The following is a 19,866-nucleotide window of genomic DNA, read 5'->3' on the forward strand; positions in this document are numbered from 1 at the left end:
TTCTTCTTATTGACGCATCGATTTCAGGACATCCGCCGTGTCCGGCCGCACGCCGCGCCAGAGGGCGAAGGCCTCGGCGGCCTGCTCCACCAGCATGCCCAGGCCGTCGCGCACCCTGGCGCCATGGCTGGCGGCGAATGCCATGTACACGGTCGGTTTATTTCCGTACATCATATCCAACGCCAGGGTCTCCCGGCAGAACGCCGAGGCCGGGACCGGCGGCAAGTCGGCCGACAGGCTGGCCGAGGTCGCGTTGACGACCACGTCGAAGGCGCCCTCGACCTCCGCGAAGCCGCGCACCGCGATGCGGTCCGCGTACTGCGGGAAGTCGCGCGCCAGCGCCTCGGCCGTGGCCAGGGTGCGGTTGGCGATCACCAGTTCGCGCGGACCTTCCAGCAGCAGCGGCAGCATGGCGCCGCGCGCCGCGCCGCCCGCGCCCAGCATCAGGATGCGCTTGCCACGCAAAGGCAGGCCGGCATTGCGCACGATGTCGGCCACCAGGCCGGCGCCGTCGGTGTTGTCGCCGACGATCTCGCCCTCCGGCGTGAAGACCAGGGTGTTGACCGCGCCCGCCGCGCGCGCGCGCGCCTCGAGCCGGGTGGCCAGGCGGAAGGCGTCGAGCTTGAAAGGCACGGTGACGTTGGCGCCGCGGTAGCCCTCTTCCATCAGGCGGCGCACGGTGGCCTCGAAACCGTCGAGCGGCGCCAGGCAGCGTTCGTAGCTGATGTCCTGGCCCGTCGCGGCCGCATAGGCGGCGTGGATCTGGGGCGATTTGCTGTGGGCGATCGGATTGCCGATCACGCAATATTTATCCGTCACGGTCCGTCTCCGCGCAGTTCCGCCTGCATCTTGTCTTCCCGGGTGAAACGGAAGCGGGTGACCACTTCCCACAGGTCGTCCCTGCCGCGCGAGCGCATGTTGGCCGGGAAGGCGCCGAAGGGCGCGGCGCGGCGCACGATGTCGAGCGCGGCCTTGTCCAGCGCCGCATTGCCGGAGCTGCGCTCGACGCGCGGGCCGCCATCCTTCATGTAGATGGTCCCGTCCTGGAAGATCGGGATGTAGACCACCAGTTCGCCATACAGCTTGCGCCCGTTTTGCTGGGGGAAGCTGAGGGTGCCGACTTCCTCGACGCGCTTCTGCATGGACTTGTAATAGAGGGCGTAGCCGACCTGGCGCGTGCTGGGGGTGATCTGGGTGCGCTTGGGGCGGCGGTTTTCTTCCTCGATGCGCTCGAAGATCTCGGCCGCGGCGCGCGAGATGGCGCGGCTGGTTTCAAGGTTGTCCGCCCCGGTGCGGTTGGGGTCCGGCTTGTCCTTTTCCGTCACCGGCGGCGCGCTGAATGGCGAGCGGCGCATGCGAGTCAGCACGTCCTGCTGTTGCTGCTCCAGTTCGGCGATGCGGCGCTGCAGGGCCTTGATGCTGTCGCCGTCCTCCACCTTGCGCAAGTCCGGCAGCGGCGACTTGGCGCGCCCGGCTTCCGCATTGCCGCCGCCGTCCAGGTTGGCCTGGGCCAGGGCGTCGGCCTTGCTGGGAGCGTTGGCGTGCTTGGCGTTGACCAGCACCACCTCCAGGCCCGGATCGGCCGGCTGCTGGCGGAACGCGTCCGGCGCGGCGAAGCGCACGGCCAGCAGGCCCGCGTGGGCCGCGACGGAGACGGCCAGGGCGATCATCAGGGGACGGTTTTGTTGGAGAGACTTCACGCGCTGCGGGGGGCTGTTGAATCAGGGAATCCGATCATTCTACCGCGCTAGTGCGGGAACGGGGAGCTTGGGCGGGGGTGCGACAGTTGGGTTTTTGCAGCTGTTTGCTAATTGATAATGAGGTGGCTTCGGTGGGGAACTTGGATCCCCGCCTTCGCGGGGACGACGTATCAAGCGCTAGTGGCAAGCTTATGCACGTCGTCCCCGCGGAGGCCGACACAATGCCACTGGCATTATGTCGCCCAAGTTAAGCTCTCTCGTTCCCGCGCAGCGGGAACCTCTATTAAGCAGTAGTGGTCGGATCCGGGCTCACCGCCGCCACCGCCCCTTCCGCCTCGACGGCTTCGGCCACCGCCGCCTCGCCCGTATCTTCCTCTTCCTCCAGCGCCAGCTCCGCATCCCCCGCCGGCGCGGCCGCCACCTCGAGCAGGCGCGCCTCCAGGGTCAGGTCGACCTCGTCCCAGCGCACGATGTCGAGGCGCACCTGCGCGCCACGGGCCACCTGCGGCATGCCGGCCAGGCGCACCACCAGCGGAATCTCGGTCAGGCGCACGATCTCGTCCTTCAGCACCACTGCGTCCACGTGCTTGGCCTGCTCCTGCCCCAGCCAGCGCAGGCACCAGTAGCGCTCCATGTTTTGCTGGAAGTCGTTGTAGGCCGAGTAAGCCGCATCGAAGCTTGATACGATCGCGAACAGGGTCGCGTCGCGGTGCTTGAAGGGCGCCACCAGCGGCGCGGTCACGCCGTGCTCGGCGCAGGCCAGGATCTGCCACTGGTTCACCAGGTCGGTGTAGCGGCGCAGCGGCGAGGTGCTCCACGCGTACTGGTCCACGCCCAGGCCCTGGTGCGGCGCCGCGTGGGTCACCATGCGCACCTGCATCTTGGCCGCCCAGCCGCCGGCGCCCGGGGTCTGCGAGCGGTAGATGCCCGGCACGCCCGAGTCGTGCAGCAGCTTGCCCCAGGTGCTGTTGGCGAAGATCATCAGCTCGGCCACGATCTTGTCCAGCGGCGCGCCGCGCTTGCGGCGCACGATGCTGACCACGTCGTCGTCGACATAGAAATTGAAGTCGACGCGGTTGGCCTGTTCCGGCTTGAGGCCGAAGGCTTCGCGCTTCTTCATGCGGCCCGCTTCCAGCTGCAAGGCCCACTGCCACAGGAAACCCAGTTCTTCCTTGTGCGGATAGTCGCCTTCGCCGCTCGCCAGGGTCTCTTCGTTGACCACGGCGTCCAGGTCGTTGTGGCGCAGGTTGCTCTTGACCGGCACGCGCTCGGCGCGGGTCACGGTCGAGACCACGCTCCAGTCCTGCGGATTCAGCACCGCGTACAGCGACAGCGCCGGACAGTCGTTTCCTTCGGCCAGGGTGAAGGCATCGACCACTTCGTCCGGCAGCATGGTGATCTTATCGCCCGGCATGTAGACGGTCGACATGCGCGCGCGCGCGATCTTGTCGATGGCGTCGTCGGGGCGGATGCCCAGGCCCGGCGCGGCGATGTGGATGCCCACGCGCACGGTGCCGTCGTCCAGTTTCACCACCGAGAAGGCGTCGTCGATCTCGGTGGTGGTCACGTCGTCGATCGAGAAGGCGGCGACGTCGGCCAGCGGCAACTCGCCCGGGGCCTTCGGCACTTCCACCTGCGGGAAGCCGGCGCCGCGCGGGAAGTATTCGAACAGGAAGCGCGCCATGTGCAGTTCCTTGGGCGAAGCCAGGCCGCCATTGCGCAGCATGAGGCGCTGGGCCGTGGTCTGCAGCTCGTCGGCGGCCGCTTCCAGGGCCTTGTATTCGATGGTGTTCTTGTCCGGCTTGAACAGCAGCTGCTGCACCAGGGCCTGCATGGACTGCGGCAGCTTGCCGGCCTTAAGTTCCTCGACATAGCCGGCCTGGATGATGGCCTGCTGCTTCTTCTTCTCGATACCGGCCAGCGCCGCCTTCAGCGAGGCTTCCGGCGCGGCCTTGTAGCGCCCGCGGCCCTTCTTGTAGAAGTAGATCGGGGCATTGTGCAGGGCCAGGATCAGGCCGGCGGCCTCAAGCGGCAGCGGCGCGTGGCCGAAGTACTCGAGGCCCAGCTCGGCGAAGCCGAATTCCTCCTGGCCCGCGACTTCCCACAGGAAGTCGAGATCGACCTCGGCGGCGATGCCCTTGGCGGCGTCCATCAGGGCCTGGGGCTCCGGCTTGTCGAACTGCAACAGCACGTCCTTGGCCTTGACCTTGGTGCGCTTGCCGCTCGGGAGCTCGACCTGGTGGGCCTCGCCCGCCGTCGACAATACGCTGCCGGCCTTGAAATCGCCCGACTCTTCGAAGAATAGATTCATGTTTATTTCGTGTTCTTTAATGGTGCGGACGCCACCAGATCCAATACCGCCGGCAAGAATACCTCGGTGACCAGCAGCAGTCCTTGACGGCGGCGATAGACACAGCGCCGCGCATAGTAAACAGCTTCATCGCTCAAGCCGGCCGCCGCGCGTACGCGTTCGACCAGCGGATGGCCCGCACGCAGGCGGGCGAATTCCAGTTGCCCCCGCTCGACCTTGGGGTCGTAGAACAGGGTCGTTCCCAGCGAACGCTCGCCCAGCGCCGAAAACAGCGGCCAGTCGCTGGCGGTGCAGCGGCGCGGCACCACCGTGTGGCCGAACACCACCGGGCGGCCGTCGCACTCCAGCAGCACTTCGCGCTCCCACACCCGCTCGGGACGCGGCAGGCCGATCGCCCGCGCTTCGTCCGCCAGGCACAGCGCGCTGTTCTGGTGCAGCTTGTGCACCCGGAAGCGCTCGCTGTGGGCGACCAGGCGCGCGGTCAGCGAGCCGGGCGTCGTCAGCCAGTCGCGCATGCGCGCCGGCGCGCGTACGGCAAGGGGATGCGGCTGCCAGGCCGCCAGGCGCAGCGAACTACTACTTCTCAATGCGCGCCCCTCACTGCGTCACGCCTTGTGTGCAGAACGCCAGCACCTCGTCCACATATTGCGGGAATTCCGACATCGCATGGTCGCTGCCCTCGATCACATGCTGGCGCGCGCCCGCATAGTGGGCGACCATGTCGCGGTAGTCGAGCACTTCGTCGCCGGTCGCCGCCAGCAGGAAGTAGCGCTCCGGCTTGGTGATCCGCGGCACGCGCAGCGCAGCCAGCTCGGCGATGTACTCCTGCTTGAACTCGAAGGGTTCATCCGAATGCCAGGCGGTGGTCACGCCGACGTGCTTCTCCAGGTTCTTGAGCGGGTTCACCGAGGGGTTGATCACGACCGCCGGCACGTCCAGGCGCTCGGCCAGCCAGGTGGCGTAGAAGCCGCCCAGCGAAGAGCCGACGATGGACAGCGCGTGCGGCGCGTGGCGCTCGGCCAGCAGCAGGGCCAGCTCCATCGCCGCCTTCGGCGAGGCCGGCAGCTGCGGGCAGATCAGCTCGCGCTCGCGGCCCAGTTCCTCCAGCCTTTTCTGCACCACGCGCGCCTTGAACGAACGCGGGGACGAACGGAATCCATGCAAATACAAGACGTACGCGTTCGCGGTCATGGAGCCAGGGCGTCCAGCAGTTTCTGGTGCACGCCGCCGAAGCCGCCGTTGCTCATCACGAGGATATGGTCGCCCGGCTGGGCCGCCTGCACCACGGCCTGCACCAGGTAATCGATCTGGTCGAAGCTGTGGGCGATGGCGCCCAGGGGTTTCAGCGCATCGGCCAGCGACCAGCCCAGGGCCTGCTGGCTGCCGAAGCCGAACACCAGGTCGGCGTCCTTCAGGCTGCCCGGCAGCGCATCCTTCATCGCGCCCAGCTTCATGGTATTCGAGCGCGGCTCGAGCACGGCCAGGATGCGGCCGGTGCTGCCAATCTTTTGGCGCAGGCCGCCCACGGTGGTGGCGATCGCGGTCGGGTGGTGGGCGAAGTCGTCGTAGACGGTGACCTGGTTGACCACGCCGCGCACTTCCATGCGCCGCTTGACGCTCTGGAAGCGCGACAGCGAGTCGATGGCCTGGGCGGCCGGCACGCCGACGTGGCGCGCGGCGGCGATCGCCGCCATGGCGTTGGAACGGTTGTGGTGGCCGGTCAGGTCCCAGTGCACGGTGCCCTGCATCTCGCCCGGTCCGCCGCCGCCGTTAAACAGCACGTCGAAACTGGAGCCGCCCGGATGCTCGACCAGGCTCCAGTCCACGCCCTCGGCCGCGCCGAAGGTCTCTTTTTCGCTCCAGCAGCCGCGCTTGATGACGCGGCCGAGCGAGGCTTCGTCGCCGTTGACGATCAGGCGGCCCACGCCCGGCACGGTGCGCACCAGGTGGTGGAACTGGGTCTCGATGGCGCCGATGTCCGGGAAGATGTCGGCGTGGTCGTATTCGAGGTTGTTCAGCACCGCGGTCTTGGCGTGGTAGTGCACGAACTTGCTGCGCTTGTCGAAGAAGGCGGTGTCGTATTCGTCGGCTTCGATCACGAAGAAGTCGCTCGGCTTGTCGCCGTGCAAACGCGCCGAGATGCCGAAGTTCATCGGCACGCCGCCGATCAGGAAACCGGGCGCATAGCCGGCGTCTTCCAGGATCCAGGCCAGCATCGAGGTGGTCGTGGTCTTGCCGTGGGTGCCGGCCACGGCCATCACCCATTTGTCGCGCAGGATGTGCTCGCCGATCCACTGCGGACCGGAGACGTATTTCAGGCCGCGGTTCAGGATTTCTTCGATCAGCGGGTTGCCGCGGGTCATGACGTTACCGATCACATACAGGTCCGGATTGAGCGAGACCTGTTCCGGACCGTAGCCCTGGATCAATTCAATACCCTGGGCTTCGAGCTGGGTGCTCATCGGGGGATAGACGTTGGCGTCGCAGCCCGTCACGCGGTGGCCGGCTTCCTTGGCCAGCACCGCCAGGCCGCCCATGAAAGTTCCGCAAATACCAAGAATATGAATGTGCATGGCAAGTAGGTCCGAATGGCGAATACGCGATTCTACCCGAGCCGCTCCTTTTTTCCGTTCAGAGTATGATTTCGATCATGATGATGCCGACCCAGAACAACGATCTCCTCCAGTTGCGCGCCGAGATCGCTCTCACGGCTGCGCGCATGATTGCCCAGGACGGCGCCGATTACGCGACGGCAAGGCGCAAGGCCGCGCGCCAGGTGCTCGGCGTCGACGACCCCAAGCCCAACATGATGCCGGACGACGGACAGATCGAGGACGAGGTGCGCAAGTACCTGGCCCTGTTCGGCGGCCCCGAGCACGGCGAGCGCTTGGCCGGCCTGCGCGCCACGGCCCTGCAGGTGATGGACGCCCTGTCCGAGTTTCGTCCCTATCTCACCGGCGCGGTGCTCAACGGCACGGCGGGCGAGCATGACGCCATCCACCTGCAGCTGTTCGCGGACAGCGCCAAGGAAGTGGAAATCTACCTGCTCAACCGCAATGTTAATATTGAGATCTCGGAAACCCCGCATTTCAAGGGGGGCCGCCATGCGCCGGTCGAAACCGTGAGCTTCATGTGGGGAAAGGATGACGTCCACGCCGAGCTCTACGAGTTCCAGGACCTGCGCGGCGCCCTCAAGCCCAGAGCCGACGGCCGCCTGCAGCGGGTCGACGCCGCCGGGCTGCGCGCCCTCTTGCGCCATGATGCGACCCTGGAACAGGACGAATGAACAAGAAACACGTGGCCGCCTATGCGGCCGTTGCCGCCATGTTCGGCGTGATGGGCGCGCTCGTCGCCATCAACAAGAAAGACCCTCCTCCCCACACCACGGCCTATGCCCCCACCGGCGGCAAGCCGCACACGGCGGTGGCGCAGCTGTTCGCCCAGTCGCTCAACGACCTCGAGGGCAAGCCGCAGGCGCTGGCCAAGTGGCAGGGCAAGCCGCTGCTGGTGAACTTCTGGGCCACCTGGTGCGCCCCCTGCGTACAGGAAATGCCTGAACTGTCGGCCCTGGCCGGCGAGGATGGCGGCAAGCGCTTCAACGTGATCGGCATCGGCATCGATTCGCCATCGAACATGTCTGAGTTCGCCGCGAAACTGAAGATATCCTATCCCCTTTATGTGGGGGGCATGGGCGGCACCGAGCTTTCGCGCGGATTCGGCAATACCGCCGGCGGCCTGCCGTATACAGTATTGATCGGCGCCGACGGGCAGGTGCGCAAGACTTACCTGGGCAAGCTCAAGTTCGACGAATTGCGCGCCGATTTAGCCAAACTGAACGGATAATGCGCTCTATATAAAAGGTGGTGCTCCGCAGGGTTGGCGGCGAAGCCGGCTGCGCGCCCCGGCCACCCCTGCAGTCGAAAACCCAGGCATTACCGAACGGTCGTACGATTCCATCTTCGGCGAACTTGCATGCATCGCCGGAGAATTTTACCGCTTGCCAATAGCTGAGCTTGGCGGCACAATGCCTGACTTTCGGGCAACCAGACTCTCAACCATGGCAAAAAAGCTACTGCTGCTGAACGGCCCCAACCTCAATTTATTGGGGACCCGGGAGCCGGCGGTGTACGGCGCGACGACCCTCGCCGACATCGAACAGGCGGCGGCAGCACAGGCCCAGGCAGCCGGCGCGACGCTCGCCAGCTTCCAGAGCAACCATGAAGGAGCCCTGATCGACCGCATCCATGCCGCCCGCGGGGAAGGCGTGGACGCCATCGTCATCAACCCTGGCGGCCTGACCCATACCAGCGTAGCCCTGCGCGATGCGCTTGCTGCGGTGGCCATTCCCTTCGTGGAGGTGCATATCTCGAATATCCATCAACGCGAAGCCTTCCGGCACCACTCCTATCTGTCGGCGATCGCGCGCGGCGTGATCTGCGGACTGGGGCCGGACGGATATCGGTTTGCCATCGACTTCGCACTTAAATAGCGTTAATCTACGTCAACTTCATGTATCAGCGGCCGCGCGGCCACCACCTTCGCGCCGGACTGCTCTCTTAAAACGAATAATTCCAAGGGGTTTCACATGGATCTACGAAAACTCAAGACTTTGATCGACCTGGTTGCCGAATCGGACATCGCCGAGCTGGAAGTGACCGAAGGCGAAAGCAAGGTTCGCATCGTCAAGTCGTCCGCAATCCCGCAGAATCAAATGGTGGTCATGCCCCAGCAGGGCGTGCAGCATTACGCCGCACCGGCACAGCACGCCGCGGCTCCCGCACCGGCAGCCGCACCGGCGCCGGCCGTCGCCGCCGAGCCGACCGGCCACGTGGTCAAGTCGCCGATGGTCGGCACCTTCTACCGCTCGTCCGCCCCGGGCGCTTCGGCCTTCGTCGAAGTCGGCCAGAGCATCAAGGAAGGCGACACCCTGTGCATCATCGAAGCGATGAAGCTCCTGAATGAAATCGACGCCGATGTCGCTGGCGTCGTCACCAAGATCCTCGTGGAAAACGGCCAACCGGTCGAATTCGGCCAGCCGCTGTTCGTGATCGGCTAAGCAGCCCCTGGCCCGGCGGCATTCCCGGCCGCCAGCTCATCCATGTCGTGTCCGGCGCACTGAGTATCCTTCGCTGCGCCGGTTTTCACTGAAACACCGAACCTACCATGTTTGAAAAAATCCTCATCGCCAACCGTGGTGAAATCGCGCTGCGTATCCAGCGCGCCTGCCGCGAGCTGGGCATCAAGACGGTTGTCGTTCACTCCGAGGCGGACAAGGACGCCAAGTACGTGAAGCTGGCGGACGAATCCGTCTGCATCGGTCCGGCCCAGTCGACGCTCAGCTACCTCAACATGCCGGCCATCATCAGCGCGGCCGAAGTCACCGACGCCGAAGCGATCCATCCGGGCTACGGCTTCCTGTCGGAGAACGCCGACTTCGCCGAGCGCGTGGAAAAATCGGGCTTCGTCTTCATCGGCCCGCGTCCGGAATCGATCCGCCTGATGGGCGACAAGGTGTCGGCGAAGCAGGCCATGATCAAGGCCGGCGTGCCTTGCGTGCCGGGCTCGGACGGCGCCCTGCCGGACGATCCGAAGGAAATCGTCCAGACCGCGCGCAAGATCGGCTATCCGGTCATCATCAAGGCCGCCGGCGGCGGCGGCGGTCGCGGCATGCGCGTGGTGCATACCGAAGCGGCCCTGCTGAACGCGGTCCAGATGACCAAGACCGAAGCCGGCACCGCCTTCGGCAATCCGGAAGTCTACATGGAGAAGTTCCTGGAGAATCCGCGCCACGTGGAGATCCAGATCCTCGCCGACGAACACAAGAACGCCGTCTGGCTGGGCGAACGCGACTGCTCGATGCAGCGCCGCCACCAGAAGGTGATCGAAGAAGCGCCGGCGCCGGGCATCCCGCGCAAGCTCATCGAGAAGATCGGCGACCGCTGCGCCGAAGCCTGCCGCAAGATCGGCTACCGCGGCGCGGGCACCTTCGAATTCCTGTACGAGAACGGCGAGTTCTACTTCATCGAGATGAACACCCGTGTCCAGGTCGAGCACCCGGTCACCGAGATGATCACCGGCGTCGACATCGTCCAGGAGCAGATCCGCATCGCCTGCGGCGAGAAGCTGCGCTTCCGCCAGCGCGACATCATGCTGTCGGGCCACGCGATCGAGTGCCGCATCAACGCGGAAGACCCGTTCAAGTTCACCCCGTCGCCCGGCCGCATCACCGGCTGGCACCCGCCGGGCGGCCCTGGCATCCGCGTCGATTCGCACTCGTATGCGGGATACTATGTGCCGCCTCATTACGACTCGATGATCGGCAAGGTAATTTCCTACGGTGCCACCCGGGAGCAGGCGATCCGCCGCATGCAAATCGCGCTCTCCGAAATGGTGGTCGAAGGTATCCTGACCAATATCCCGCTGCACCGCGAGCTGATGGTGGACGCGCGCTTCATCGAAGGCGGCACCAACATCCACTACCTGGAGCACAAGCTGGCTTCCAAGCCGGACCTGCCGAAGGAAACCGCGATCGGCGCCAAATCGGAAACCAAGGCCCAAGCATGAGCTGGACTGAAGTCGTCATCGAGATCGCCCGCGACCACGCCGAGGCACTGTCCGACGCCCTGATGGAAGCGGGCGCGCTGTCGGTCTCGGTCGAAGACGCCGACGAAGGCACCGAGGCCGAGAAACCCCTGTTCGGCGAGCCGGGCATGGAGCCCAAGGAAGCCGCCTGGGACCGCAGCCGCGTGGTGGCGCTAACCGATACCGACGCGGACCAGTTCGCGATCGTCCAGGAAGCCGCCAACGCCATCCGCCTCCCTAGCGTGCCCTCGTTCACCACCCGCGCGGTGGAAGACGCAGACTGGGTGCGCCTGACCCAATCGCAGTTCGAACCCATCCACATCGGCACCAACATCTGGGTCGTGCCGAGCTGGCACGAGGCGCCGGACCCGAACGGGCTCATTCTCGAGCTCGACCCGGGCCTGGCCTTCGGCACCGGCAGCCACCCGACCACCCGCCTGTGCATGGAATGGCTGGAAGCCCACCCGGCGCCGGGCAAGTCGGTGCTGGACTACGGCTGCGGCTCGGGCATCCTGGCGATGGTCGCCAAGAAGCTGGGCGCGGATGACGTGGCCGGGGTCGACATCGACCCGCAGGCGATCGAATCGGCGCGCGCCAACGCCGAGCGCAACCACTGCGCCATCGATTTCTACGTGCCGGACGACTTCGCCGTGGCGCCCAACGCGCGCCACGCCAAGGGACAGTTCGACATCGTGGTGGCCAACATCCTGTCGAGCCCATTGAAGCTGATGGCGCCGATGCTGTCCGGCCGCGTGGCGCCGGGCGGGTCGCTGGTCCTGTCGGGCGTGCTGGCGCGCCAGGCCGAGGAAGTGGCCGCCGCCTACGCGCCTTTCATCAAGCTGGGCGTCTGGGCCGAGCAGGACGGCTGGGTCGCCCTTCACGGGACGCTCGGCCAGGACACCGCACCGCCGGCGCGTTCCACCGCCGGCTGAAGGGACCATTCCGGCATGGCGCTGGCCACCCAATGCCCCCACTGCGGCACGATGTTCCGTGTCGCCGCGGACCAGCTCAAGCTGCGCGGGGGCATCGTGCGCTGCGGCGCCTGCCAGCAAGTCTTCGACGGTAACAAGGGATTGGTCGACCTGTCGGCCAATCCTCCCCTCCCTTCCGCCGCACCCGCTCCTCCGCCTCCCTCCGCTGCCGACGACGCGCCTTCCGCCGTGCCTGTGCCTGTGCCTGCGCCTTCTGCCGAAGCGGACGAGCAGCCCGCGCCCGCCGCTCCCGAGGAGGTGCAGGACGGTGACGGCGTTCCCATCTACACCCTCGAGTTCGACCGCACCTTCTCTCCCTTCGGCATCATCCCGCGGGTGAGCGAGGACGCCGAGCCGCAGGCGGAGCTGGCGCCCGCGCCGCCAGCGCAGCCGCTGCCGGAACGCGAGACGCCGCTGGGCGAGATGCTGGGCGAACAACCCGAACCGGCTGCGCCCGAGCCCGAACCCGAACCGCTCGCCATGCCGGCCGCCGCACCGGAGCCTGGCACGCAAACGGCTGCCGCCGCCGATGCCGGCGACACGGCCGTGCTCGACCTGCCGGTCGACGAGGAACTGGTCGCCGCACCGCCGCCCGACGCGCACGAGGAAGCGCCGCTGGATGCCCTGGAGGCGCCGATGGAGGCGTCCAAGCCGCCGCGCCGGGTACCAAAGCCGGATGCGCCGCCCATGCTGCTGCGCGAATCCTCGGGCGGCCAGGCCGGCATCCTGCCGCCGCCGCCCCCGCCCAAGAGCCCGCGCGCCCGCGCCGCGGAGTCTCGCGCGCGCCGTTCCAAGCTCACGCCGACCAGGATCGAGCCGCCCAAGCTGCGCATGCCGGAATCCGACGAACCGGAATTCGTACGCCGCGGCCGCCAGCGCGAACAGTCCGGCAAGGCCGTGCGCATCGCCCTGGCGCTCGGGAGCGCCCTCCTGCTGCTGGCCTTGGCCGCGCAGGCGGTCCACGCTTTCCGCGACACGCTGGCGGCGCGCTATCCGGGCATGCGCCCGGCCCTGGTGTCGGCCTGCGGCCTGCTGGGCTGCACCGTCGGCCTGCCGGCCCAGATCGACAAGCTCGTCATCGAGACCGGCGAACTGACCACCCTGGGCGGCAACGCCTACAGCTACACCACCCTGCTGCGCAACGAGGGCGCCCTGGTGCAGGCCTGGCCCAGCATCGAACTGACCCTGAACGACGCCGACGACAAGCCGCTGGTGCGGCGCGTGTTCGGCCCGCGCGACTATCTCCCCGCCAATGTGCAGCAAGCGGCGGGCATCGCCGCGCGCGCCGAGCAGCCGGTCCGGCTCCACTTCCGGCTGGAGGGCCTGGAGCCCTCCGGCTACCACATCGCCGTTTTCTACCCCTGAAGGTTTTCACATCATGACCCACACCGCCCTGATCTGCGGATCGATCGCGTTCGACAAGATCATGCAGTACCATGGCCGTTTCGCCGACACCCTGCTGGCCGACCAGCTGCACCGCGTCAACGTGTCCTTCCTGGTGCCGACCCTGCGCACCGAATACGGCGGCTGCTCGGTCAACATCGCCTACAACCTCAAGCTGCTGGGCGGCGAGCCGCTGATCATGGGCACCATCGGCCAGGACGGCGGCGACTACCTCGAGCGCCTGGGCAAGCAAGGGATCGCCACGCGCGGCATCCGCACCATCCCCGACGCCTATACGGCCCAGTGCTTCGTCACCGCCGACCAGGACAACAACCAGATCAACGCCTTCCACCCGGGCGCGATGCAGTTCTCGCACGAGAACAGCGTGGCCGAGCAAGGCGCATTGCGGGTGGCGATCATCTCGCCGGACGGCCGCGACGGCATGATCAAGCACGCCGCCGACTGCGCCGAACTGGGCCTGCCCTTCATGTTCGACCCGGGCCAGCAGCTGCCGATGTTCTCGGGTGAAGAGCTGATCCGCTTCATCGGCCAGGCCAGCTACCTGGCCTGCAACGACTACGAATTCGAGATGGTGATGGACCGCACCGGCCTGACCCAGGCGGATATCGCGGGCCGTCTGGAAGCGCTGGTCGTCACGCGCGGCGGCGAAGGCTCGGACATCTACGCGGGCGGCGAGCACCACCGCATCCCGGCGGTGCCGGCGGCCGAGGTGCTGGACCCGACCGGCTGCGGCGACGCCTACCGCGCCGGCCTGCTGTACGGGATCGTCAACGGCCTCGATTGGCCGACCAGCGGCCGCATCGCCAGCCTGCTGGGGTCGATCAAGATCGCGCGCCAGGGGGCGCAGAACCACAGCTTTACGAAGGAAGAGTTCGACCAGCGGTTTGAAGCGGCGTTCGGGTACGCCTTCCGCTGATCGGTAGGGGCGCGCGCTGCGCTTGCGGCGTGCGTTCTCGCTGTTCATAAAAACTTGGGTTCCCGCCTTCGCGGGAATGACGTGCTAAGGATGTTGGCCACTTGAGATTGCGGTGGCCCCCTGCTTAAAAACCGTCATTCCCGCGAAGGCGGGAACCCAAGTTTCTTTGCGCTCCCGCGCAGCCTACATGAACACCTGCCGCAAAACGAACTGAATGATCTGGATGAGCACCAGAGCCACCAGCACCGACAGGTCGATTCCGCCGATCGGCGGCACCACCTTGCGGATCGGCCGCAGGATGGGCGTGTTCAGCGCGTGGATGAAGGGCGCCAGCGGCGCATGCGGATTCACCCAGCTGAAGATCGCATCGATGATCAGGAGCGCCATGAAGCCGTACAGGATCCAGTTCAGGAAGCGGTAGAGCGCCCCCAGCAGGACCATCTCGCCCGTTGCCCCGGCCAGCAGCAGGACCGAGCTGGCGATCAGCACCACCAGGAAGGCCCCGATCAGGCTCGCCCAGTCGTAGCCGCCCATGCCCGGCACCAGGCGCCGCAGCGGCAGCACCAGCCAGTCGGTCAGGGTGAAGGTGAACTGCCCGATCTGCGCCGGTGGGCGCACGCGGATCGCCTGCATCCAGAAACGCAGCAGCAGCAGTCCGCCGAGCAGACTGGCGGCGGTATCGACGAGAAACTGAAGAATAGACAGCACGAACACTCCTCAAAAAAAAACCGCTGTGCGAACGATCACACAGCGGTATTTTGCCTGAACCAGGCAGGACTGGCTATGACGCGCGGAACGGGCTAGCCCAAGCTTCACCCGGTCCGGCGCGCCACCCCGGCCAGCCTTACGGACGGCTGCTGGTCGGGAACGGCCATGCGGCCGGAGCCAGCACGGTCTTCGCGGCCGGGGTGCTTGCTGCCGGCTTGGCTTCCGCCTTGCCGTCGGCCTTGGTGTCGGCCTTGGCTTCCGGTTTGGCTTCCGCCTTGCCGTCGGTCTTGTTCTCGACCTTGGTTTCCGGCTTGGCTTCCGCCTTCACTTCCGGCTTGGCTTCGGCTTTCTTGGCGGCCGGCTTGGCTGCAGGCTTGGCAGCGGTCTTGGTGGCTGCAGGCTTGGCGGCTGCGGTCTTGGTCGCAGCAGTCTTGGTTGCAGCGGTCTTGGCCGGAGCGGCAGCTTTCTTGGCGGCCGGTTTAGCAGCTGCCTTGGTAGCGGTCGCTTTCTTTGCAGCCGGTTTAGCAGCAGCTTTGGTGGCGGTCGCTTTCTTTGCTGCCGGTTTAGCAGCAGCTTTGGTAGCGGTTGCTTTCTTGGCGGCTGGTTTAGCAGCAGCTTTGGTAGCGGTTGCCTTCTTGGCGGCTGGTTTAGCAGCAGCTTTGGTAGCGGTTGCTTTCTTGGCGGCTGGTTTAGCCGCAGCTTTGGTCGCGGTCGCTTTTTTAGCTGCAGGCTTGGCGGCGGCTTTGGTAGCGGTCGCTTTCTTTGCTGCCGGTTTAGCAGCAGCTTTCTTCGCTGCCGGCTTAGCGGCGGCTTTCTTCGCTGCCGGTTTAGCAGCGGCTTTTTTCGCTGCCGGCTTAGCAGCGGCTTTCTTCGCTGCCGGTTTGGCGGCTGCCTTCTTTGCTGCCGGTTTAGCGGCTGCTTTCTTTGCTGCCGGCTTGGCGGCCGCTTTCTTCGCTACCGGTTTTGCTGCTGCTTTGGTCGCGGTTTTCTTGGCTGCCGGTTTTGCTGCGGCTTTCTTTGCTGCAGGTTTTGCGGCTGCTTTGCTTGCGGTCGCTTTCTTTGCTGCCGGTTTAGCGGCGGCTTTGGTCGCGGTCGCTTTCTTCGCTACCGGTTTTGCAGCGGCTTTCTTTGCTGCCGGCTTAGCTGCCGATTTGGTTGCCGATTTAGCGGCCGACTTGGTGGCGGTCGACTTGGCGGCGGTCTTGGTTGCAGCGGATTTCTTCGCTGCCGGCTTCGCGGCGGCCTTGGTGGCGGCGGCCTTGGCTGCCGGTTTGGCGGCTGCCTTCTTGGTCTCTGCTGCGGTCTTCGCGCCGGTCTTCGTCGTGGACGAAGGCGCGCTCTTTGCTGCTGCCTTTGCTGCTGGTTTCTTAGCGGTTGCCATTTTTCTTCTCCTTCATCTGCGATGAAATATAACGCTCAAGGTTGGAAACCCGCCCGGCCATTTACATGTACATGTCCCGGCGAATTATTCATCGGCCCACACCCAACACGATGTAGGCCAATGAATCCGGCACCGGCTGAACTGCTGCAACTCCTCACTGCTGCAGCGCTTCAGCCAACGTCGACAGGTCACCGTCCAATTGCGTTTCACACCGCTACCCTTGCGGGCGCGAAAAGAAAAAGCCGCCTTGCCTGAACTTGGGTCAGGCAGTGCGGCTTGTTCTTTTCGCTTCGCTTAAGTGCATACCGAGTGGATCAGCGTCCTATTATTGATCGATTGTTTGTCCGGATGCCCGCGACAATAACACATGTTCTCGTTTTGACAAATTCAATCACGTAAAGAACACGCAAACTTTGTGAGTCCGCAACCGAGCAAGCGCCAAAATGGCGCGCGATTTGCATCGATGCGCGGCCACATCGCGCAAAAAAAATCGGTTCTACACTGCCTGGCATTTCAAGCGGTCGACGAACCAGCGGCCCGCCGGTCCCGGCGGTTGGTCCTTCAGGTAGATCGCATGCATCGAGAAGCCCGCGCCCAACAGCGGATGGGCCTCCGGTTCAAGGCGCACCAGTGCGCCGCTGGCGATATCGTCCTCGACCATATGCAGCGGCATGCTGCCCCACCCCAGTCCCGCGCGCAGGAAAGCGTGCTTGGCGCCGAGGTCCGCGAGGCGCCACACCTGCGGCGACAGCACGCCGTAGTTGCGCCCCTCGGTCAGCGTCGACCGGTCGGTGAGCACGAGCTGCACGTGCTTCGCGGCTTCGGTGCGCAGCACCTGTCCCCCGATCGCGGCCAGCGGATGGTTCGGCGCCGCGACCACGACCGCGGGCACGCCGAGCAGGTATTCGGAGGCGCATTCCTGCGGCACTTCGGGCAGCGAGCCGATCACCGCGATCCGGCAGCGGCCGTCGAGCAGCGGCTGCACCACCGCACCCAGGGCCTCGACATACAAACGCAGCGGCGTGGACGGAAAGCGCTGATGGAAGTCCTTCACGGCGGCGGTGAGGGTCGCGATCGGGAACATCACGTCGACCGCGACCGCGAGTTCGGCCTCGAGTCCCTGCGCGAGGGTGCGCGCCCTGGCCTTGAACGCATCCATGCCGTCGGCCGCGCGGCGCGCGTCTTCCAGCAGCGCGCGGCCGGCGTCGGTCAGTTGCGGATAACGGCCCGAGCGGTCGAACAGCGCGAAGCCGACCTGCAGTTCGAGATTGGCGAGTGTGTGGCTGACCACCGACTGCGCGCGGCGCAGCTTGCGGCCCGCCGCGGAGAAGCTGCCTTCGTCGGCCGCGGCGATGAAGGTGCGTAGCTGGTCCATGGACATCCCGTCGAGCATCTATCGCCGCTTTCGATATAAGTCATCGAATTATATAGGCTTCCTCGATCCATTCCTTCTGCCTAAGATGGGATCCATGCACTCCACAAGGGGTGCGCAAGACAGCGAAGATTCAGCGAACACGCACCCATCACACACGAAAGGAAGCAGCATGAACACGACCCTGAACCACGGCGCCAGCCAGTCCCTCATCCCGACCATCGGCCGCATCCTGATGGCCGCCATTTTCCTCGTCAGCGGCGTCGGCAAGGCGTTCGCGCCGGCCGGGACCATCGGCTACATCGAGTCGGCCGGGCTGCCCTTCGCCACCCTCGGCCTGGTGCTGGCGGTGGCCATCGAAGTGGGCGGCGGCGCGCTGCTGGCCTTCGGGGTCAGGACGCGTCTGGTGGCGGGGCTGCTGGCGGTGTTCTCGGTGGTGACGGCCTTCGCGTTCCATCACGCCGTGGGGGACCAGAACCAGCTGATCCACCTGATGAAGAACCTCGCGATGGCGGGCGGCCTGCTGCAGGTGGTGGCGTTTGGCGCGGGGGCGTATAGCGTCGATGCGGCGGGTGGGCGCAAGGATGTGGCGCGGGTTGCCTGAGTTTGCAGCGGATGCCGGCGCCGCGTCGGCGGCTGAGCCGCCAACCCTACCCTTCCGTAATCCGCAGCATGTCCATCTTGCACAGCCAGGCCAGGCCGCGCAGCAAGGTGGGACGGTCCCAGCGGCCGAGCGTATCGATCAGCTCCTCGATCTGCATCGGCCGCGGGCCGATGGCGCCGAAGATCAGCCCGAACTCTTCCAGGGTCGGCAGCGAGGAGGCGGCGAAGCGGTTGATCGCCAGCTCGCGGTAGGCGCGCACCAGCGCCAGCGAGGCGTCCGGCTTCAGCTCCACCAGCGAGGCCGCGGTGAGCAGCTTGGTCGGGTAGCTGGCGAACAGGCGGAAGGGATCCGGCCGGTCCGGCGCGTGGACCGGCAACGCCGGCGCCAGCATGGGATCGGCGCGGCGGCGCTCGGCCAGCTCGTCGAACAAGGTGCGGTAGCGCACCAGGATTGCGCTCCAGTCGAATTCCTGCCGGGCACGCGCGCGTCCGCTCTCGCCCATCCGGCGCCGCAGCTCGCCGTCGCGGATCAGCTTGCCGTAGGCCTGGGCCAGGCCGGCGCCGTCCACCGCCACCGCCTGGCTGGTGTGGCCGCAATACATGTCGAAGCTGTCCACCCCGTCGTCGTAGCGCATCGCCAGGTCCAGCCCGGCGCCCGGACCGGGCATGATGGTCGGGATGCGGTAGCCGTCGACGCCATCGCGCACCGTGTCGCGGTAGCCGTCCCAGTCCGACACCACGCAGGGCAGGCCGGCCGCCATGGCCTCGGCCGGCGTCAGGCCGAAGGTTTCCTGCAGGTTGTCCGAGAGCGACGTGAAGATGTCGGCGGCGGCCCAGGCGTCGCGCTTGTGCTCCGCCACCCGCCCGTCCAGCTCGACCAGGCGGATCGAAGGGCACAGCAGCGCCGCCGCTTCGCGGAAGGCGGCGCCAATCGCCTCGCTGGCGAACCAGCCGCACAGGATCAGGTGCACGCGCCGCCCGCCCTTGTCGGCGCGCTCGAGCGCCGCGAACATCTGCTGCGGATGGGATTTGGCGTGCAGCGACAAACGTCCCAGGAACAGCACGGCGACGTCATCGAGCCCCACCCCGAGCCGCGCACGGGCCTCGGCGCGCAGCGCCTCGTCGGCCTCCTGCTCGGCGCAGTGCACGCCGAGCGGAATCAGGGGCAGCTGCGGCAGCTCGAAACGGGTCGCGCCCAGCCGCGCCTGCAGGTAGGCGGCTTGCTCCTCGATCAGCACGCGCACGCTGTCGCGCACCACGCGCGAGGTGCACACGATGGCGTCCCAGGCGCGCACCGGCGCCACCAGCAGCTGGGCCACCATGCTCATCATCTCGTGGCTGGCGGTGGTGTGGGCCACGCCGCACAGGCTGTACTGGCGCTCGCCCGCCTGCAGGCGGCGCCAGGCCAGGCGCTCGATCCCGGGACCGGGGTGGTAGAGGCAGCCGAAGTGCGCCAGCCCTTCCGGCGCGGAAGGCGCGATCCAGCGCGCCAGGCCGCGGTAGCCGTCCGCGCGCAGCGCCGCCTCGAAGGCCTCGAAGTAACGGCGGTCGGCGGCGAAGCAGCCGAGTTCGGCCAGCCCCTCGGCCTGGGCGACCGCGCGCAGCAGGCCGACGCCGGCGGCCTGGCGGCCCATCAGCTTTTGCCCGGCGACGGAAAACGCCTCGGGCAGGTAGTGCAGTGCAAAGCGGTCGGTCATGCCATCTCCTTTCGACCGATCATAGCGTCGCCGCTCTTGAGATGGCGCGAGCATGGCGCGCGCGGGAGATGTCGCTTTATTCGAAGCAACGCCGACCTGATGCGCAGTCGACCGCTTGCTGTTGGGTGGGCGGGTCTCCCGCCCACGCGGTGATCGTTATCGGCTCCGCTCTCGCGCACGGACCGGCGGACGCTGCTTGAACGCGTGGGCGGCGAAGCCGC

The 19,866-nt window shown here is 66.5% G+C and carries 19 protein-coding genes; 9 read left to right on the forward strand and 10 right to left on the reverse strand.

Annotation, left to right across the window (positions count from 1 at the left end):
- Nucleotides 1-6 precede the first annotated feature (6 nt).
- From aroE to mpl, 6 genes are all read right to left on the reverse strand, one after another.
- Nucleotides 7-819: a shikimate dehydrogenase gene (gene aroE / locus V7778_RS06270; protein WP_335552862.1), complete on the reverse strand. Its 813-nt coding sequence runs from the start codon at nt 817-819 to the stop codon at nt 7-9.
- Nucleotides 816-1,670 carry a TonB family protein gene (locus V7778_RS06275; protein ID WP_335552994.1) on the reverse strand — a complete coding sequence of 285 codons (855 nt, stop codon included), beginning with the start codon at nt 1,668-1,670 and terminating at the stop codon, nt 816-818. Before V7778_RS06275 ends, aroE begins: the two co-directional genes overlap by 4 nt.
- A 313-nt stretch (nt 1,671-1,983) precedes the next feature.
- Nucleotides 1,984-4,011 carry a ribonuclease catalytic domain-containing protein gene (locus V7778_RS06280; protein WP_335552865.1) on the reverse strand — a complete coding sequence of 676 codons (2,028 nt, stop codon included), beginning with the start codon at nt 4,009-4,011 and terminating at the stop codon, nt 1,984-1,986.
- 2 nt (nt 4,012-4,013) lie between these two features.
- Entirely contained in the window at nt 4,014-4,598 is a 585-nt protein-coding gene (locus tag V7778_RS06285; protein ID WP_335552867.1) for a chorismate--pyruvate lyase family protein, read from the reverse strand.
- A 10-nt stretch (nt 4,599-4,608) separates the two neighbouring features.
- Complete coding sequence (locus V7778_RS06290; RefSeq protein ID WP_335552869.1) at nt 4,609-5,202, reverse strand: YqiA/YcfP family alpha/beta fold hydrolase; 594 nt, start codon at nt 5,200-5,202, stop codon at nt 4,609-4,611.
- Nucleotides 5,199-6,548 (reverse strand): UDP-N-acetylmuramate:L-alanyl-gamma-D-glutamyl-meso-diaminopimelate ligase, encoded by a 1,350-nt coding sequence (mpl, locus tag V7778_RS06295; protein ID WP_442920700.1) that lies wholly within the window; start codon nt 6,546-6,548, stop codon nt 5,199-5,201. Before mpl ends, V7778_RS06290 begins: the two co-directional genes overlap by 4 nt.
- Nucleotides 6,549-6,664: 116 nt before the next feature.
- On the opposite strand from mpl, the gene V7778_RS06300 reads away from it, so the two are divergent.
- The 8 genes from V7778_RS06300 to V7778_RS06335 all read left to right on the forward strand — a co-directional run bounded on the left by V7778_RS06300 (nt 6,665) and on the right by V7778_RS06335 (nt 13,884).
- Nucleotides 6,665-7,297, forward strand: coding sequence for a hypothetical protein (locus tag V7778_RS06300; protein WP_335552997.1), 633 nt, complete (start codon nt 6,665-6,667; stop codon nt 7,295-7,297).
- Nucleotides 7,294-7,854: a TlpA family protein disulfide reductase gene (locus V7778_RS06305; RefSeq protein WP_335552874.1), complete on the forward strand. Its 561-nt coding sequence runs from the start codon at nt 7,294-7,296 to the stop codon at nt 7,852-7,854. Before V7778_RS06300 ends, V7778_RS06305 begins: the two co-directional genes overlap by 4 nt.
- Nucleotides 7,855-8,068: 214 nt before the next feature.
- Nucleotides 8,069-8,500, forward strand: coding sequence for a type II 3-dehydroquinate dehydratase (gene aroQ / locus V7778_RS06310; RefSeq protein ID WP_335552876.1), 432 nt, complete (start codon nt 8,069-8,071; stop codon nt 8,498-8,500).
- 96 nt (nt 8,501-8,596) lie between these two features.
- Nucleotides 8,597-9,067, forward strand: a complete 471-nt coding sequence (accB, locus tag V7778_RS06315) for an acetyl-CoA carboxylase biotin carboxyl carrier protein (RefSeq protein WP_335552878.1) — start codon at nt 8,597-8,599, stop codon at nt 9,065-9,067.
- Nucleotides 9,068-9,174: 107 nt separating this feature from the next.
- Nucleotides 9,175-10,575 (forward strand): acetyl-CoA carboxylase biotin carboxylase subunit, encoded by a 1,401-nt coding sequence (gene accC, locus V7778_RS06320; protein WP_335552879.1) that lies wholly within the window; start codon nt 9,175-9,177, stop codon nt 10,573-10,575.
- Nucleotides 10,572-11,525: a 50S ribosomal protein L11 methyltransferase gene (prmA, locus tag V7778_RS06325; RefSeq protein WP_335552881.1), complete on the forward strand. Its 954-nt coding sequence runs from the start codon at nt 10,572-10,574 to the stop codon at nt 11,523-11,525. Before accC ends, prmA begins: the two co-directional genes overlap by 4 nt.
- Before the next feature lie 15 nt (nt 11,526-11,540).
- On the forward strand, nt 11,541-12,929 hold the full coding sequence (locus V7778_RS06330) for a DUF3426 domain-containing protein (RefSeq protein ID WP_335552883.1): 1,389 nt from the start codon (nt 11,541-11,543) through the stop codon (nt 12,927-12,929).
- A 13-nt stretch (nt 12,930-12,942) separates the two neighbouring features.
- Nucleotides 12,943-13,884: a carbohydrate kinase family protein gene (locus tag V7778_RS06335; protein WP_335552884.1), complete on the forward strand. Its 942-nt coding sequence runs from the start codon at nt 12,943-12,945 to the stop codon at nt 13,882-13,884.
- Nucleotides 13,885-14,067: 183 nt separating this feature from the next.
- Here V7778_RS06335 and V7778_RS06340 read toward each other — a convergent pair whose 3' ends face one another.
- The 3 genes from V7778_RS06340 to V7778_RS06350 all read right to left on the reverse strand — a co-directional run bounded on the left by V7778_RS06340 (nt 14,068) and on the right by V7778_RS06350 (nt 17,366).
- Complete coding sequence (locus V7778_RS06340; RefSeq protein ID WP_335552886.1) at nt 14,068-14,592, reverse strand: YggT family protein; 525 nt, start codon at nt 14,590-14,592, stop codon at nt 14,068-14,070.
- 136 nt (nt 14,593-14,728) lie between these two features.
- Complete coding sequence (locus tag V7778_RS25140) at nt 14,729-15,973, reverse strand: transcriptional regulator (protein WP_442920701.1); 1,245 nt, start codon at nt 15,971-15,973, stop codon at nt 14,729-14,731.
- A gap of 496 nt (nt 15,974-16,469) precedes the next feature.
- The gene (locus V7778_RS06350; protein WP_335552889.1) at nt 16,470-17,366 is read right to left on the reverse strand and encodes a LysR family transcriptional regulator; all 897 of its coding nucleotides are present in this window, start codon (nt 17,364-17,366) and stop codon (nt 16,470-16,472) included.
- A 151-nt stretch (nt 17,367-17,517) separates the two neighbouring features.
- On the opposite strand from V7778_RS06350, the gene V7778_RS06355 reads away from it, so the two are divergent.
- Nucleotides 17,518-17,949 carry a DoxX family protein gene (locus tag V7778_RS06355; protein WP_335552891.1) on the forward strand — a complete coding sequence of 144 codons (432 nt, stop codon included), beginning with the start codon at nt 17,518-17,520 and terminating at the stop codon, nt 17,947-17,949.
- A gap of 46 nt (nt 17,950-17,995) precedes the next feature.
- Here the strand turns inward: V7778_RS06355 and V7778_RS06360 are convergent, their stop codons facing one another.
- Nucleotides 17,996-19,645, reverse strand: coding sequence for a glycosyltransferase family 4 protein (locus V7778_RS06360; protein WP_335552893.1), 1,650 nt, complete (start codon nt 19,643-19,645; stop codon nt 17,996-17,998).
- Nucleotides 19,646-19,866 lie beyond the last annotated feature (221 nt).

The organism is Massilia sp. DD77 (assembly GCF_036961685.1).
Taxonomy (GTDB): Bacteria; Pseudomonadota; Gammaproteobacteria; order Burkholderiales; family Burkholderiaceae_D; genus Telluria.

What these genes read in the sequence shown, in the direction of transcription:
- V7778_RS06350 (WP_335552889.1), bottom strand. Translation starts at nt 17,366, where the DNA reads ATGCTCGACGGGATGTCCATGGACCAGCTACGCACCTTCATCGCCGCG.
- V7778_RS06305 (WP_335552874.1), top strand. Translation starts at nt 7,294, where the DNA reads ATGAACAAGAAACACGTGGCCGCCTATGCGGCCGTTGCCGCCATGTTC.
- V7778_RS06360 (WP_335552893.1), bottom strand. Translation starts at nt 19,645, where the DNA reads ATGACCGACCGCTTTGCACTGCACTACCTGCCCGAGGCGTTTTCCGTC.
- prmA (WP_335552881.1), top strand. Translation starts at nt 10,572, where the DNA reads ATGAGCTGGACTGAAGTCGTCATCGAGATCGCCCGCGACCACGCCGAG.
- mpl (WP_442920700.1), bottom strand. Translation starts at nt 6,548, where the DNA reads ATGGGCGGCCTGGCGGTGCTGGCCAAGGAAGCCGGCCACCGCGTGACG.
- V7778_RS25140 (WP_442920701.1), bottom strand. Translation starts at nt 15,973, where the DNA reads ATGGCAACCGCTAAGAAACCAGCAGCAAAGGCAGCAGCAAAGAGCGCG.
- V7778_RS06275 (WP_335552994.1), bottom strand. Translation starts at nt 1,670, where the DNA reads ATGATCGCCCTGGCCGTCTCCGTCGCGGCCCACGCGGGCCTGCTGGCC.
- V7778_RS06355 (WP_335552891.1), top strand. Translation starts at nt 17,518, where the DNA reads ATGAACACGACCCTGAACCACGGCGCCAGCCAGTCCCTCATCCCGACC.
- V7778_RS06330 (WP_335552883.1), top strand. Translation starts at nt 11,541, where the DNA reads ATGGCGCTGGCCACCCAATGCCCCCACTGCGGCACGATGTTCCGTGTC.
- accB (WP_335552878.1), top strand. Translation starts at nt 8,597, where the DNA reads ATGGATCTACGAAAACTCAAGACTTTGATCGACCTGGTTGCCGAATCG.
- V7778_RS06300 (WP_335552997.1), top strand. Translation starts at nt 6,665, where the DNA reads ATGATGCCGACCCAGAACAACGATCTCCTCCAGTTGCGCGCCGAGATC.
- aroQ (WP_335552876.1), top strand. Translation starts at nt 8,069, where the DNA reads ATGGCAAAAAAGCTACTGCTGCTGAACGGCCCCAACCTCAATTTATTG.
- V7778_RS06280 (WP_335552865.1), bottom strand. Translation starts at nt 4,011, where the DNA reads ATGAATCTATTCTTCGAAGAGTCGGGCGATTTCAAGGCCGGCAGCGTA.
- V7778_RS06290 (WP_335552869.1), bottom strand. Translation starts at nt 5,202, where the DNA reads ATGACCGCGAACGCGTACGTCTTGTATTTGCATGGATTCCGTTCGTCC.
- V7778_RS06335 (WP_335552884.1), top strand. Translation starts at nt 12,943, where the DNA reads ATGACCCACACCGCCCTGATCTGCGGATCGATCGCGTTCGACAAGATC.
- accC (WP_335552879.1), top strand. Translation starts at nt 9,175, where the DNA reads ATGTTTGAAAAAATCCTCATCGCCAACCGTGGTGAAATCGCGCTGCGT.